This is a genomic window from Mesorhizobium sp. BR1-1-16, assembly GCF_020165495.1.
Classification (GTDB): Bacteria; Pseudomonadota; Alphaproteobacteria; order Rhizobiales; family Kaistiaceae; genus Kaistia.
The window spans coordinates 21,800-35,722 of sequence record NZ_JAIUIE010000003.1 but is presented as its reverse complement, the minus strand read 5'-3'; the positions used below and the strand labels follow the sequence as shown (position 1 = coordinate 35,722).

Here is a 13,923-nt window from a genome sequence, read left to right as displayed (position 1 = left end):
TGGCGGGCCTCAATGCAAAGACCATGCAGACTTATCCCTGCTATCCCCCGGTCGGTTCGGCTGTGTCAAACGCATCGCCCCAATCCAGCCGCCGGGCGATGCGGAACGCGTCGCCCTCCCGGCGGGTGACGAGGCGGTCGGCGCGCGTGCCATCGGGGCGGCAGAGCTTCAGGGACACGCGGCCGCTCGCGGCGCGCGGCGGAGCGAGAACCCGCTCCGGCCGGGTTTCAGGCGGGATGCGGCTGGCGGCGAGATAGATGAACTTCTCGTCCTCGAACGGCACGGAGGCGTTCTTGGTCCGAAGATGCACCCGGCTGCGGGCGACGCGGGCGGCGAAATGGCACCAGTCCGGCGGCAGGAGCGGGCAGGGCGCCTCGTGCGGGCATGGGGCGGCAATGATGGCGCCGGCCGAAATCAGCGCGGCCCGCGCTTCGAGGATGCGCTGCCAGCCGGCGGGCGTGCCCGGTTCGACGATGAGCAGCAGCCCCGTCGTCGCGGCCCATGCCGCGGCGATGAGCGTCGTCCGCGCCCCAGGCTCCAGTTCGTCAAGGACATAGGCGATCGTCACGAGATCATGCGGCGCGAGGGTCGGCGGCGCCGTCTTGAAGTCGGCGGCGTGCCAGTCGCGAGAGATCGCATCGCCGCCCGCGAGGTTCGCGCCCTGGCGGCGCATCGCGGCGCTGCCTTCGATCAGGCTCGCCCGCGCCAGCGAAGGCCAGCAATCCGCGGCGGCGAAGACAGCCGTGCCGGGCCCGGCGCCGATATCGAGCTGGCTGGCCGGTTCGAATCGCGGCAGACGCACCGCCGCAGCTGCCATCGCCGAGCGGGTGGCCGCATAGGTCGCCGGCAGGCGCGCGGCGAGATAGGCCAGCGCGGCCGCATCGGCATCGACATGAAAGCGGCCGTCGCGCAGTTCGGCGCGATACCGGGCCGAGAGAGCGGCGGCGCTCGCCGCGAGTTCATCGGTGGAGACGCCCGCCAGCGCGGCCTCGACGGCCGATTTGAGGGCGGGCGGCAGTTCCATGGCGTCAGGCCGTCAGGGCTGCTTTCACGGCAGCGCCAGCCTTGGCGAAATCCATCGCACCGGCATGATGGGCCTTCAGTTCGCCCATGACCTTGCCCATGTCCTTGATGCCGGCAGCGCCGGTCGCGGCAATGGCGGCTTCGATCGCAGCCTTCACGCCGGCTTCGTCGAGCTGGCGCGGCAGATATTCCTCGATCACCGCGATCTCGGCCTTTTCCTGCGCGGCGAGTTCGGGACGAGCATTGTCCTCATAGATCCGCGCCGATTCCTGGCGCTGCTTCACCATTTTGGCGAGGAGGTCGATGAGCTCAGTCTCCGTCGCCGCGGTCGTGCCGGCGCCGCGCGCCATGATGTCGCGATCCTTGATCGCCGCGGAAATCAGCCGCAGCGTGCCGGTGCGCTGCTTGTCCTTCGCGAGCATCGCGGTCTTGAGGTCCTGATTGATGCGGTCGCGCATGGTGAAGCTTCCTTCCATTTTGCGCGCCACCATAAGAGCAACATCGGAGCCGTTCAAGCCACATTTGGCTAAGCTATTGAAAGTGCTTAAGATTAATTTCGAGGCCAAGGTTGACGGAACGGGATCGATCGCCTAGGTTCCGCGCCGACGTCGACAGGGCGGCGGATCGCGCGATCCGGCGCGCCTTGGCATGCGGGCATGCACCTGACGTCCGACAGCTTTGACGGTGCGCAATCATGACCGACGGAACGACAGTTTTGGCCGAAGATGCGGTGTGGGCGGAGCCCGAGCCGACGGCGCTTCTGATTCTCGCCGATGGCACCGTGATCGAAGGCCGAGGCATCGGCGCCACCGGCCATGCAGTCGGAGAGGTCTGCTTCAACACGGCGATGACCGGATATCAGGAGATCCTGACCGACCCGTCCTATGCCGGGCAGATCATCACCTTCACCTTCCCGCATATCGGCAATGTCGGCACGAATGACGAAGACATCGAGACGGTCAACATGGCCGGCGCCTCGGGTGTCCGCGGCTGCGTGATCAAGACCGACATCACCAATCCGTCGAATTACCGCGCTCTCAAGCATTTCGACGCCTGGCTTCGGGCGCGCGGCATCATCGGCATCGCCGGGGTCGATACCCGCGCGCTGACGGCGCTGATCCGCGACAAGGGCATGCCCAACGCCGTGATCGCCCATGCGAGCGATGCCGTGTTCGACCGCGCCGCGCTGACGGCCGAGGCGGCTGGATGGCCCGGTCTGGTCGGCATGGACCTCGCGCCGGAAGTTACCACCGGCCAGTCGTTCCGCTGGGACGAGACGACCTGGGCCTGGAACGAGGGCTTCGGCCGGCAGGAAGCGCCGCGCTACAAGGTCGTCGCCGTCGATTATGGTATCAAGCGCAACATCCTGCGTCTGCTCGCCGAAGCCGGCTGCGCCGTCACGGTGCTGCCTGCTACTGCGACAGGCGCGGACATCCTCGCGCATGAGCCGGATGGCGTGTTCCTGTCGAACGGGCCCGGCGATCCGGCGGCCACAGGCGAATATGCCGTGCCGGCGATCCGTGCCGTCATCGAGGCCGACGTGCCGCTGTTCGGCATCTGCCTCGGCCACCAGCTTCTCGGCATCGCGCTCGGCGGCGAGACCAGGAAGATGCATCAGGGCCATCATGGCGCCAATCATCCGGTCAAGGACCTGACGACGGGCAAGGTCGAGATCACCTCGATGAATCATGGCTTCGCGGTCGATTCGGCCTCGCTGCCCGGTTCGATCGAGGAGACGCATGTCTCGCTGTTCGACGGCTCCAATTGTGGGCTGAAGGTCAAGGACAAGCCGATCTTCTCGGTGCAGTACCATCCCGAAGCCTCGCCAGGCCCGCAGGACAGCCACTATCTCTTCACGCGGTTCGTCAACATGATCCGCGCCCGCAAGGGCGAAGAGGCGCTGCCCGAACAGGGCTGAATCGGGCCTTAGTCGCCCAAGCGGCGGAGAAGGTGCTTCTCCGCCGGGATCGCTCCTTGCGCTTCGGCGTTTGACGCCTAGATGCTGCATTCGCGCGGCATGCGCTTGGGGGCATCTTTGGCTGACACCGTCATCATCTTGAATGCGCGCGCCGGCACGATCCGCGATCTCCAGCCGAAGGAGGTCGAGGCGCAGGTGCGCGAGGCCTTTTCAGGCCATACGGAAAGCGTTGCCGTGGAGCTCGTCGAGGGCGATCGCTTCATCGCAGCCATCGACAAGGCTGCCGATTCCGAGGCGACCACCATCATTGTCGGCGGCGGGGACGGTTCGGCGAGCTATGCGGCGCGAAAGCTCATCGACAGCGACCGAACGCTCGGCGTGCTGCCGCTCGGCACCATGAACCTGTTTGCTCGCAGCATCGAGATTCCCACCGATCTCAACCTTGCGCTCGATATCCTGGCGCGGGCCAAGCCGGTGCGGATCGATCTCGGCGCGGTCAATGGCCGGATCTTCCACACGCTGGCCGGGCTCGGCTATTTCGCGGAGGTCGCGCGGGCGAGGGCTGACGTGCGTGAGGACACCAACCTGCCATTCGGGCGCTACATCGCGGCGGCGCGCGCCTCGCTGCGCGCCTTCATTCGCCCCGGCATCCTGGAATTGACCGTCGAGGCCGATGACGGCCGGCGCGATATCGAAACCTACGCCCTGTTCATCGGCAACAACCGCCTGTCCGATGGTGGCTTCGATCGGCCGCGGCTCGATGAGGGCCTGCTCGAGGTGCACTATGCCGAGGGCGCGGATTTCGGCAACCGCATGCAGGCGGCGATCGATCTCATGGCTGGGCGCTGGCGCGAAAATCCCGCGATCCAGTCGTTCACGGCGAAAACGGTGACGGTGAAAAGCCGCCGGCCGAGGCTGTGGGTCTCGGTCGACGGCGAACTGACGCGGCTCGAAACGCCGCTGCGCTTCGAATGCCGGGCCGGCGCACTCAATGTGCTGATGCCACCGGCTTCCGATCAGCGCGGGGAGATGGCGTAAACGATCGTCGCGTTGGCGGAAATCTCCTGCGTGCCGCCCATCACAGGCGAGGGCGAAGGCGGCATCGCATCCTTCATCGCCATGGCGCGGAACACCGGCGGGCCGCCGCCTTCATTGGCGCTGATCGACTGGATCGGGCCAAGCTTGACGCCGGCCGCCTCCGCCATGATCTCGGCCCGGCGCCGTGCCTCGGCGATCGCGGCCTTGACGGCGGCGTCGCGCAACCCCTCCGACTTGCCGATCTCGAACGAGATGCCGTTGACGCGGTTGGCGCCCGCCGAGATCACCTTGTCGAGCAGCGGGCCGGACTTGGCGATGTCGCGGATGCGCACGGAAAGCTGATTGCTCACGCGATAACCGGTGATCGTCGATTGGCCGGACGGATCCTTGGCGGGGTCGGAATAAACCGGTTCGACGAAAAGGCCGCTCGTTGCAACGTCCTTCTTTTCGATGCCGGTGCCGGTGATGGTATCGACCACGGCGTTCATGTCCTTGGCGTTGGCCGCGAGCGCTGCCTGCGCCGTGTCGGCCTCCGAGACGACGCCGAGCGACACGACCGCGATATCGGGCGCCGCGCTGGCGCTGCCTTCGCCGCTGACAGTCAGAACTGGCGGGCCGGCCGGATCGGCAAGGGCGGGCAGCGCCAGCGCGCCTGACAGCACCGTCGCGAGAAGGGTCGCCCGGATCAGGCGGCTCGATGGCGTCATGATTTGCATGTTTCGTTCCCCACATCGTGCGGCGCAACCGCCGCCTCCAAAGCCTCGATAGGTCGGCATTGCGACACCAATACGGCTAACGGCAAGGGCGACGAAGGGCGCGAGCGGGCGAAATCAGCCGATCAAGCTCCACTCAGCCGGGGCTCGCCACGAACAGGAAAGCGAGCGCGAACAGCACATAGACGGCGATCAGCATGAGCCCCTCGAACCAGTTGGTCTCGCCATCGGCAGCGATCGAGCGGATCACGAAGACCGCGCCGGCGATCGCGAACAGATCGAGGATGCTCGGGAAGACCAGCGACATCGGCTTGCCAAGCGCCCAGGAGATCAGCACCAGCAGCGGCGCGATCACCAGCCCGACCTGGATCGCCGATCCGACGCAAATCGACATGACCAGACCCATCTTGTCCTGGCGCGCGAAGCCGACCGCCGCGAACAGGTCGGCCGCCGTGCCGATCAGCGCCAGCGGGACGACACCGAGAAACAGTATCGGCAGGCCGAGCGTCGATGCCGAGGATTGCAGGGCAGTCGAGACGAACTCGGCACAGCCGGCCACGGCCACCGTCGCCGTAACCAATACGGCAATCGCCGTCGCGAGGCTCCAGGGCGCTTGTTCGGGCGCTTCGCCGCTGGCATTTGCCGAGCCGGCTTCGTCCGCTTCACTTCGCGAGAACACATCGCGATGCGTCACCAGCGTGAAGACGAGATACCCCACATAGATCAGCAACAGGACGATCGAGACGCCGATGCTGAGATGCGCCTCCCCAAGCAGGCGTTCCGACTCGCTCGTCGCCCGCGCCATCTCGACGCGATCGAAGACCGCCGGCAACAGCAGGGCCAACGTCACGATCAGCAGCATGCTCGACTGCAACTGGGCCCGAGGGCGCGCGAAATGCTGGTCGAGCCTGCCCACACCCCCGACAAAACAGGCAAGCCCGACCCCGAGCAGGGTAGTCCCGAGGATCGATCCGGTGATCTGCGCCCGCACTACGTCGGCATGCCCTTCGAGAATGACGAAGAGCGCGAGGATCAATTCGGCCGCGCTACCGAAGCTGACGGTCAGCAATCCGCCAATGGCAGGGCCAGCATGGACGGCGAGCTGTTCGGTCGCGCGCCGCATCCATTCGGCCAGCACGGTGATCGCAACGCCGCCCACGCCGAACAGGAGGAGCGGCGGCGTATCGAACAGATACCGCAACGCCACCGCAACCGGCACGACCAGCGTCGCGATCAGCAGCATCGGCGGAAATCCGGCTGCTCTGAGGCTGGCCACCGCTCCCTCGCGGGCCGACCGCTAGACGCGCCGGCCTGTCACGAACTGATAGATCAGCACGATAACCGCAATGACGAGCAGGATATGGATCAAACCGCCAGCAATATGGAAAACGGCAAAGCCAAGAATCCAGAGTATGAACAGGATGACAACAAGAGCCCAAAGCATAAGCGCTTCCTCCTTTGGAAAATCCGCAGCGGTTTTCCAACGCGTTCACGCGCTGTGTCGTTCCGCTCCGGCGCCGGCTGATTTCATCGCTGATCCGAATGATACGGCAGGACGTGACGTGCCCGGGCACGGCAGCGCTTGCCTCGGGGCTCCGCGGATGCGCCGGTTCAGAAGAAAAGACTGGTGGGCCCACCAGGACTCGAACCTGGAACCAGACCGTTATGAGCGGTCGGCTCTAACCATTGAGCTATAGGCCCCCGGACCCGGTATAGCGGATCGGGTTCGCGCGACAAGAGGGGGACGGGGTTCTCGACAGGCGCGTTGCCGGATCTGGCCGCGTCAGTCGGGAGCGGGCTCATGCGAAGTCGATATGTCGTCGCGACGGGCGAGGGGCAGCACGCCCTTGTAGATGCCGGGCTCGGAGCCCGGGCTCGCGATTGCGCCGACCGAGCGTGCGTAGAAACCGGTAGGACCGGCGCCGCCTATGAAGCCACTGCCTGCTTCGGTCTACGCCCATGCCATTATCGAGGACAACTTTATGCTCGTTTGCGAGACGCTGGCCGATCCCGCTTCATCGACAATCCGCTGGTGGTCACGATCCGCGGCTGAGGTTGTATGCCGGCGGCCTGCTGAAGAGCGGGGAGGGATTGCCGATCGGAACGCCCTGCGTCCTCGACACGCAGCCGCGCGGCCTCGCCGACAACCAGGCCGTAGACTCATAAGCTCCGGCCGCATTGAGGGGAGCTCGACCATGGCAAGAAAGTTTGGCCGGTACCGACGAAGATTGACGGTTTGACTGGGGCGCTGGCGAAGATCGAGCCTGACGACCCATGGAGTGTGCCTGACAGCGATAGTATGTATGGGGTTTTCGCGGGTCATAAGGGGGATGAAACGTGTCCATCGACGATTTCGAAGTTCTGACAGAAGATGACAAGCGTCACGTTTCTTATGGAATGTGCGTGCTCGGTACAATGGCTGTCGGGGCAACATTCGGGTCGTTCTTGGGCGGGCTGACGCTTGTTGGCGCAGTTGGCGGGACGGTTGCGGGATTGCTGATGTGCAGGACAATCGAGCAGCCGCTGAAGCGACAATTGTTCGGCGCGAATACGCGCATGTCGGAAGGGGACTTCTTGAATCTGGCACGGCAGACCAAAAGGCAGTTCTCAAATCTGTCGCGCGGCCAGGTTCTCGATCTTCTAGCCGCGTCGCGCATCGCTGCGGCACGCGACCCAGGGCGCTATCGGTGCTGATCGAGCCCCCGCCCGCTCGAGCAGGACGGCCCGTGGTTTGACGTCGTCGTCAGAGGCCATCTTCCGCGTGACCAGCGGGCAGGACCACGACCATCCGACGACGAATAGGGCTTCTATTCGAACGTGTAGGTGAAGCCGTGGACGTCGGCGCCGACCGTCACCTTCGACAGCGTGAGGCCTTCCAATGTGCGGCTGAGCACGCCGGCCGAAAGTTCGGGCAGCAACGTATTGGTTAGGATCGCGTCGATCATGCGGCCGCCGGATTCGATCTCCGTGCAGCGCGCCTTGACCAAATCCATCACGCCGTCGCCGATGACCAGCTCAGCATCCTGGCTGGCGCGCAGGCGCCGGGCGATTTTGCTGAACTGGTGCTGAGCGATGGATTCGATCATCTCACTCGACAGCGGATAATAAGGAATGGTCACGACCCGGCCCAGGAAGGCGGCGGGGAAGACTGTCAGCAGCGGTGGCCGCATGGCCTTGTCGAGGTCGTCGATGCCGGTCCGCCTGGTGCCGTTCTCGGTCGCCCGCATAATGACCTCCGAGCCGACATTGGAGGTCAGGAGGATCAAGCTGTTCTTGAAGTCGATGCGACGGCCTTCGGAGTCGTCCATCATGCCCTTGTCGAACACTTGGAAGAAGATCTCGTGGACATCCGGATGCGCCTTCTCGACCTCATCGAGAAGGATGACGGAATATGGCCTCCTGCGGACCGCTTCGGTCAGGATGCCGCCCTTGCCATAACCGACATACCCTGGAGGCGCGCCCTTCAGCGTCGAGACCGTATGTGCTTCCTGGAATTCGGACATGTTGATTGAAATCAGGTTTTGCTCGCCTCCATAGAGCGTTTCGGCCAGAGCCAGCGCGGTTTCGGTTTTGCCGACGCCGGAAGGACCGCAGAGCAGGAAGACGCCCACCGGCTTCTCCGGCGCCCCAAGGCCGGCACGGCTGGTCTGCACGCGCCTGGCGATCATTTGCATGGCGTGATCCTGGCCGACGACACGCGCGGCCAGGGTCTCGGCAAGCTTCAGAGCCTTTTCCGTCTGGCTGACGAGCATGCGGCCGGTCGGAATGCCGGTCCAATCCTGCACGACGGCGGCAACAGCATTGCGATCGACCGACGGCAGGATCAGAGGCGTCTCGCCCTGGGCCGCGGCAAGCTCGGTCATGAACTCACGCAATTGGGCAAGCCCGGCGACCGCGTCGAAATCCGGCTCGGCGGCCGGCGCCTGCTGCGCTGTTTCCGTCGCCGCGGTTCCGCCGCTGCCACCGACCCCCCGCTGCAAGGGCGAAGGAGAATGCGCCGGTTCTGTATGCCCCGGGATTACGGGCGCCACCGATGGGGCAGTTGGCTCCTCGCCTGACTGCGGGGAGGGGGCGTCTTTGTTTGCCGGCCCCCCAACATGATCGAGACCGACACTTTCGCCGCGGAGCTTCTTTCTCAACTCCAGAATCTTCGCGACGAGCGCTTTCTCCCGGTCCCAACGCTGCTGGGCCGCCACGAGCGCCGCTTCGACTTCGATTAATCCCGCTGCAACCCTCGCCTTTCGCGCGGCAACATCAATGCCGATCACCGCCTCGCGGCCGATGATGCCGTCCTCCACCTCCAAAGCCTGGCGGCTGCGCAGCAAATCCTCAACTTCGGCCGGCGTTGCATGCTGCGAGACGGCGACGCGCGCGCAAGCCGTGTCGAGAAGACTGACCGCCTTATCGGGTAGTTGGCGTGCCGGGATGTATCGGTGGGATAGCGAGACCGCCGCCTCGATGGCCTCGTCGAGAATCTGAACCTGATGGTGCTTTTCCAGAACTCCGGCGACACCGCGCAGCATGAGCACAGCAGCAGCCTCGCCGGGCTCCTCGATCTTGACAACCTGGAAACGACGCGTCAGCGCCGGATCATTCTCGATATGCTGCTTGTATTCTGCCCAGGTCGTCGCCGCGATGGTGCGCAATTCGCCGCGTGCCAGCGCAGGCTTCAAGAGGTTGGCCGCATCGCCGGTGCCCGTGGCTCCGCCGGCGCCTATGAGCGTATGGGCCTCGTCGATGAACAGGATCACCGGCACTTCAGAGGACTGAACCTCGTCGATGACAGCCTTCAGCCGCTTCTCGAACTCGCCCTTGACGCTGGCGCCGGCCTGCATGAGGCCGAGGTCGAGCATGTGCACCGACACGTTCTGCAGGTTTGGCGGAACGTCCCCCCGCGCGACGCGCAGCGAGAAGCCTTCCACAATGGCGGTCTTGCCGACGCCGGCCTCGCCGGTGAGTATTGGGTTGTTCTGACGCCGCCGCATCAGGATGTCGATAATCTGGCGAATCTCGGGGTCGCGACCAACGACCGGGTCTAGCTTGCCGTCGCGGGCACGTTGGGTGAGATCGGACGCGTATCTGGCAAGCGCCGACTCGCCGCGGAGCGCACGCCGCGGCGCGTCATCCGCCGCTTGCGCAGCGCTTGCCGCACCATCGCCCTCAACCGAACCTTCAAGGATCTCGGGCAGACGCCCAAGCACGCTGTCGGCATCGATCTTGTCGAACTCGGCACTGATCTTGGATAATAGGCCCTCCAGCACCGGTGTTTTCAGGCAGCCCAGCAGCAAAAAAGCACTGCGCACCTCGTCGGTGGCGAATTCGAGGGAACCGAGGCTCCAGCCTTCCTGGATGGCATGGAAAATATGGTCGGAGAACTCCTCGATGGAGGTTGCGCCATAAGGCAGCTTGTCGATCGCGCGCGTCATGTCCGCGGCGATGCGGCTGGCGTCTCCACCAGCATCGCGCAGGATCATCTGCACGTCCGAGCGGTCCGACAGCACCAGTTGCTCGATCCAGTGCACGAATTCCACGTAGGGGTTGCCACGCAGCTTGGCAGTGTCCGCAGCGGCCCGGAAGGCCCGCAGGCAGGTGGGATTGAGTTTGCCTACGAGCTCCTTGCGCTTGAAGCTCTGCGACGGATTGCGCCGTGACGTGCCAACTGACTCCATCGGATTTCCCCCATGGGCGGAAGGTCTGGGGCAGGCTGCCACAGAACGTTGGAACTTACAAAGCAACGGCTGCGCAGTTTGCTTGCTGCGTTCGCGCGAATTGCGCTGCCGGTATGCAATCGTTCGGCTTGGACACAGCCGTGAAACCAGCCCAGTGTCCACCTTCCATGTCAAAATAAACAGATGTCGCGGCTACCGATCCAAATAAGATGATCAAGGCCTCGTGGGAATATGGACTCGCCAAGAGAAAGCGGTATCCTGCCTTGGCGGTAGATGCTGACGACCAGTCGGAATCTGGTCTTGATACAGACGTTCTGCTGCGTCCGGCCGATTGCTGGGGGATTGCATGATCAATGTCGATTCCTGGCTGAAACCGTTAGATGGTGCTTCACCATCTGGCGAAGACTTGCGCAATGATCCGATCTTTCACCAGATCGAACGGCTGTCCGAGCCGCAAGTCGAAGTTGCGCGCGATGACAACAACAGGCCAACCTCAGAGGTAACGATTCCTGGCGACTGGTCGGCGGTGCTGGCCAAAGCGGAAGAACTTCAAGCAAAGGGCCGCGATCTGCGCCTGCTCGTGCTGGTGACGCGCGCGCTGGCCAGCGAGGATGGTTTTGCCGGCTTGGTGCAAGGGCTGACGCTGATTGCGCGGACCCTCGACGAGTTCTGGGATACTGTGCATCCGGCCTTGCGGCCGGCGACTTCCATCCGCGATGCAGCGGTAAGGCGCATCAATGCCGTGCGCGATTTGCAGAATGGCCAGGACGGGCTGTTGGCCAGCTTGCGGCAGATGGTGGTGTTTTCGCCGCGTATAACCGGGCCGATTACAGGGCGAGACCTTGAACAGGCGGCGCTCGATGAACGCTTGATGTTGCAGGAGGCCGCGCCGGGCTTCAGCAATACTGAAAAGGCGGCTCTGGCGGATCGGCACGACCAGCTTTTGAAGCGTATCCGCATTGCGCTGTCGGCAATGGCCGAGCAGGCCGCCGCCGATCTCGATCCACTCGTCAGCAATGTCCGCTCTGCGATCGTTGCGCTGGAGACAATGGACAGGGCGCTTAACAGTCGCATCGAAGGCCAGGGTTCCAACGTGCCTGACCTGAAGCGCTTCCTGGAACGAGTGGCGGCGACCCTGGAGCGCGCCAAGCCGGCTCAGAAATCCGTGCCGAATGCCGCAACGCAGTCGGTCGTTGGGGCGCCTCCCCAAGCCAACGGGCACGCGCCAGAAGCGGCGATATCGATGGGGGCACTGGCCATGACCCTTCCGGACCGCATCCATTCGCGTGACGATGTCGTCAGGTGCCTCGACCTGGTGATCTCCTTTTACGACCGAACCGAGCCATCCAGCCCGATCCCGCACTTGGCCAAGAGGACGAGGCGGATGGTCCACATGGATTTTGTTGAACTGATGGAAGAAATGGCGCCTTCGGGACTGAAGGAATTCCGGCTTCTGGCAGGTGTTCCCGACAAGAAGACGGCGCAAAAGGACGAGAGATAGCTAGCCATGCCAGCCGAAAGCAAAGCCAAGGTCATCGAGCGCAATCGCGCGCCGCGTGTCCAGATCGCCTATGACGTTGAAACCTATGGTAGCCCCACCACCATCGAATTGCCATTCGTGATGGGCGTGATGGCCGATCTCGCCGGTGCCTCCGAGACGCGCGAGGGGCAGAAATCGGTGCTCGACCGTTCCTTCGTCGAGACCGACGCCAACCGGTTTCCGAAATTCATGGAAGCAATGGGGCCGCGCGTGAAGGCGCGCGTCAAGAATGCTCTGCCTCAAGTCGAGGGCAAGGAGCGTGATGAAGAGATGGCCATCGACCTGACCTTCTCTTCCATGGGCGATTTTGCGCCGGACAAGATAGCGGCCCAGGTGCCGCAACTGGCCGAAATGCTCAAGATGCGCAAGCAACTCGAGGAACTGCTCGGCTTCATGGACGGCCGCGTCGATGCCGAAAAGCGGATTGCACAGCTTCTCAACAACGAGCCGCTTCTTGGCCAGATCGCCAGTCAGGCTCTGACGGACAAAGGCGGGGAGTGAGTCATGGCCGAGCAGCAGTCAGTCGCGAAAGCCGCCGAAACGGAAACGATCAATCTCGACGAGTTCGACAAGCTTCTTGAGAAGGACTTCAAGGTCAAGAAGGACGATAGCGAGAAGCTGCAGCAGTTGGTGCACAATCTCGCTTTGGCGGCGAAGTCGCGTTCGGACACGACGACGATCTCGTCGAACGCCATCAAATCGATCAAATCGCTGATCGCCGGAATAGATCAATTGTTGTCGGCGCAGGTCAACGAAATCCTGCACTGTCCAGAAGTGCGCGAGATGGAGGGGACTTGGCGCGGGCTCTGGTACCTGGTGAACAACACCGAGACCGACCAGAAGCTCAAGATCCGCGTGATGAACGTCTCCAAGACGGAGCTTGCCGATACGCTGGAGGACTATGAGGGCCAGATGTGGGACCAAAGTCCCATTTTCAAGAAGATCTATACCGACGAGTATTCGATGTTTGGCGGTGCTCCGTTCGGTTGCCTGATCGGCGCCTATGAGTTTTCGAACCATCCGCGCGACGTCGGGCTTTTGCGCAATATCTCGGGCATTTGCGCCTCCGCGCACACGCCGTTCATAGCCGCCGCCTCGCCACGGCTGTTCCGCATGGATTCCTGGCAGGAACTGCCGAACCCGCAGGATCTGCAGCAGATCGTCTCGAACCCGGCCTACGCGTCCTGGCAGTCGCTGCGCGAGAGCGAAGACGCCCGCTATATCGGCTTGACCATGCCGCGCGTGCTGGCCCGCCTGCCTTACGGCGCCGAGACTGTCCCGGTGAAGGGCTTCGCCTTCGAAGAGGAGGTCCACCGCGACCACAACAAATATGTCTGGATGAGCGCCGCCTTTCCGATGGGGGTCAACATCAATCGCAGCCACAAGCTGTACGGCTGGGGCACGCAAATCCGCGGAGTCGAGAACGGTGGCACGGTGCTGAACCTGCCGGTCCATTCCTTCCCGACCGACGATGGCGATATCGCCATGAAATGCCCGACGGAAGTTGCGATCGACGACCGTCGCGAGGCCGAACTGGCCAAACTCGGCCTGATGCCGATCCTGCACCGCAAGAACACCGACCTCGCGGCCTTTATCGGCGCACATTCACTGCAGGATGACGAGACGCGCGCCGGGCGGCTGGTCGATCCCGACGCCCAGTCGAACGAGCGCCTTTCGGCAAACCTCCCTTATCTCTTCCCGGTTTCGCGCTTCGCGCATTACTTGAAGGCTATTGCGCGGGACAAGGTCGGGTCGTTCAAGGAACGTGCCGATATGCAGATCTGGCTGACGGAGTGGATTAACCGCTACGTCCTCGCCAACCCGGCCTTCGCCGACGACAAGGCCCGCGCCAAGCGGCCGCTTGCGGCGGCCGAAGTGAAAGTCGACAGCGTCGAAGGGCGTCCCGGTTACTACAACGCCGTTTTCTTCTTGCGTCCGCACTACCAGCTGGAAGGCATCAATGCTTCGCTCCGTCTCGTGTCGGAGTTGCCATCCGTGAAGTCCTGACAAGATTAAAAGCGA

Annotated in this window: 12 protein-coding genes and 1 tRNA gene; 6 read left to right on the top strand and 7 right to left on the bottom strand. The window is 63.6% G+C overall.

The window, feature by feature from the left end; all coding sequences use genetic code 11:
* Positions 1-40: 40 nt before the first annotated feature.
* A complete protein-coding gene (locus LB518_RS08650; protein WP_224576028.1) occupies positions 41-1,024 on the bottom strand; it encodes a small ribosomal subunit Rsm22 family protein in 984 nt (327 codons plus the stop codon).
* 4 nt (positions 1,025-1,028) lie between these two features.
* A complete protein-coding gene (locus LB518_RS08645; protein ID WP_224576025.1) occupies positions 1,029-1,481 on the bottom strand; it encodes a GatB/YqeY domain-containing protein in 453 nt (150 codons plus the stop codon).
* A 236-nt stretch (positions 1,482-1,717) separates the two neighbouring features.
* On the opposite strand from LB518_RS08645, the gene carA reads away from it, so the two are divergent.
* Positions 1,718-2,941: a glutamine-hydrolyzing carbamoyl-phosphate synthase small subunit gene (gene carA, locus LB518_RS08640; RefSeq protein ID WP_224576022.1), complete on the top strand. Its 1,224-nt coding sequence runs from the start codon at positions 1,718-1,720 to the stop codon at positions 2,939-2,941.
* Positions 2,942-3,058: 117 nt separating this feature from the next.
* Positions 3,059-3,979, top strand: coding sequence for a diacylglycerol kinase family protein (locus LB518_RS08635; RefSeq protein ID WP_224576011.1), 921 nt, complete (start codon positions 3,059-3,061; stop codon positions 3,977-3,979).
* On the opposite strand, the gene LB518_RS08630 is transcribed toward LB518_RS08635, so the two are convergent.
* The 4 genes from LB518_RS08630 to LB518_RS08615 form a co-directional block, all read right to left on the bottom strand.
* A complete protein-coding gene (locus LB518_RS08630) occupies positions 3,958-4,695 on the bottom strand; it encodes an SIMPL domain-containing protein (RefSeq protein WP_224576009.1) in 738 nt (245 codons plus the stop codon). The two genes, LB518_RS08635 and LB518_RS08630, sit on opposite strands and share 22 nt — an antisense overlap.
* A gap of 133 nt (positions 4,696-4,828) precedes the next feature.
* Positions 4,829-5,968, bottom strand: coding sequence for a calcium/proton exchanger (gene cax, locus LB518_RS08625; RefSeq protein ID WP_224576006.1), 1,140 nt, complete (start codon positions 5,966-5,968; stop codon positions 4,829-4,831).
* Positions 5,969-5,989: 21 nt separating this feature from the next.
* Complete coding sequence (locus LB518_RS08620; protein ID WP_224576004.1) at positions 5,990-6,136, bottom strand: lmo0937 family membrane protein; 147 nt, start codon at positions 6,134-6,136, stop codon at positions 5,990-5,992.
* A 181-nt stretch (positions 6,137-6,317) separates the two neighbouring features.
* Positions 6,318-6,393, bottom strand: a tRNA-Ile gene (locus LB518_RS08615).
* 636 nt (positions 6,394-7,029) lie between these two features.
* Between LB518_RS08615 and LB518_RS08605 the strand changes: the two genes are divergently transcribed.
* Positions 7,030-7,386, top strand: coding sequence for a hypothetical protein (locus LB518_RS08605; RefSeq protein ID WP_224576002.1), 357 nt, complete (start codon positions 7,030-7,032; stop codon positions 7,384-7,386).
* Between the two features lie 113 nt (positions 7,387-7,499).
* On the opposite strand, the gene tssH is transcribed toward LB518_RS08605, so the two are convergent.
* A complete protein-coding gene (tssH, locus tag LB518_RS08600) occupies positions 7,500-10,361 on the bottom strand; it encodes a type VI secretion system ATPase TssH (protein ID WP_224576001.1) in 2,862 nt (953 codons plus the stop codon).
* Positions 10,362-10,707: 346 nt separating this feature from the next.
* Here tssH and tssA point away from each other — a divergent pair, with 346 nt between their 5' ends.
* The 3 genes from tssA to tssC are packed head-to-tail and all read left to right on the top strand — an operon-like array spanning position 10,708 to position 13,908.
* A complete protein-coding gene (gene tssA, locus LB518_RS08595; protein ID WP_224575988.1) occupies positions 10,708-11,862 on the top strand; it encodes a type VI secretion system protein TssA in 1,155 nt (384 codons plus the stop codon).
* Between the two features lie 6 nt (positions 11,863-11,868).
* Complete coding sequence (gene tssB, locus LB518_RS08590; protein WP_224575976.1) at positions 11,869-12,402, top strand: type VI secretion system contractile sheath small subunit; 534 nt, start codon at positions 11,869-11,871, stop codon at positions 12,400-12,402.
* Positions 12,403-12,405: 3 nt separating this feature from the next.
* Entirely contained in the window at positions 12,406-13,908 is a 1,503-nt protein-coding gene (gene tssC / locus LB518_RS08585) for a type VI secretion system contractile sheath large subunit (RefSeq protein ID WP_224575964.1), read from the top strand.
* Positions 13,909-13,923: the final 15 nt, after the last annotated feature.